Raw genomic sequence first — 1,330 nt, forward strand, 5'->3', positions numbered from 1 at the left:
GTTTATAGCTGTTCTTTTGATTAAACAGAGTCTCTGAATCATTTTAGAGAACATTAAATGAGCCTAATTATGAACCGTCTAATTTCCTCGGGTTTTACCGTTGCTTTGTCATTACTTGTAGTGGCATGTAGCTCACCCCACACGTTGGATGTACGCGTACACAAAGACAATTACAAAGAAGTGGTTGTAGAAGAAGCGATATCAGTAAAAGAGCCATTGCGTATGTGGGCGAGTGAGAACCCAGACTTCTTATACTCTCCAATCGATCAAACAACGCCAATTAAAGTGTCAGGTGAGCAACTAAATATCTTAGCTTTGTCAGGAGGCGGCGCGAACGGAGCCTTTGGAGCCGGTATTTTGATAGGGCTGGAAGAATCTGGCCAATTGAAAGACTACTCAATAGTTACTGGCATCAGTGCAGGAGCGCTAATGGCACCATTTGTATTCATCGGCGGAGATGCATTTCCGAAGATGAAGGAGGTGATGTTAAACATCAATGACAAATCAGTGCTCGGCAAAAAGAACTTTTTAAACACCGTGTTTAAAGATGCTTTTACTGACGGTAAAAACTTGAATCAATTTATCGCTCAGGCGTTCCCTGAACCGATGATCGAGCAAATTGCTGCGCGACACCGCAACGGTAAGCGTTTGTTTATTGGTAGCACACACTTTGATTCTGGAGAGCTTGTCATTTGGAATGTGGGCGCAATTGCAAATAGTGACATGCCAGATAAGTCTGAACTTATATATAAGGTTTTAGCAGCAAGTGCTTCTATTCCTGGAGTCTTCCCACCGCAGTTTATCAATGTGAAGTACGAAGGTAAAAGTTATGAAGAACTTCACGTCGATGGTGGTTTAGCCGCTCAAGTATTTTTCAATCCATCTAACTTCGACTATCAGCAGATCTCAGATGCTCTTGGGTTAGAAAAACCACCACAGCTCGATGTTATTCGAAATGGAGCACTGAAAGCGCCGTACCACTCGCTGAGAGATAAGGGTCTAGATTTAGTAGCAAAGAGCGTATCAAGCCTGACTCTTGCTCAAACACGTGGTGATTTATATCGAATGAAATACATCTGTGAAATCAACAACATTGATATGCAATTTACTTACATCGAGCACGACTTTGGTTACGCCAAACGAACCAAAGACATGTTTGATGAACACTATTTATTAACCATATACGAATATGGTTATCACAAAGCAACTCAGGGCAAACCTTGGGTAACAGAATTACCTTAATTTAGGGATATCGTAAAATGAATAAAACAGCTTTAGCGCTACTTATCATGGCAACGTCTAGCGCTGCCATGGCACAAAATGTGACCTC

General features: G+C 41.7%; 1 protein-coding gene. It reads left to right on the forward strand.

The annotated features are described in order from the left end of the window. Positions 1–69 precede the first annotated feature (69 nt). Entirely contained in the window at positions 70–1,242 is a 1,173-nt protein-coding gene (locus AB6D58_RS24435) for a patatin-like phospholipase family protein (RefSeq protein ID WP_017060058.1), read from the forward strand. Positions 1,243–1,330: the final 88 nt, after the last annotated feature.

Origin of the sequence: Vibrio sp. 10N.239.312.D08 (assembly GCF_041466145.1) — a bacterium.
Lineage (GTDB): Bacteria > Pseudomonadota > Gammaproteobacteria > Enterobacterales > Vibrionaceae > Vibrio > Vibrio crassostreae_C.

Excerpts from the sequence above, each read along its gene's own strand:
- AB6D58_RS24435 (WP_017060058.1), top strand. The coding sequence starts at position 70 with ATGAACCGTCTAATTTCCTCGGGTTTTACCGTTGCTTTGTCATTACTT.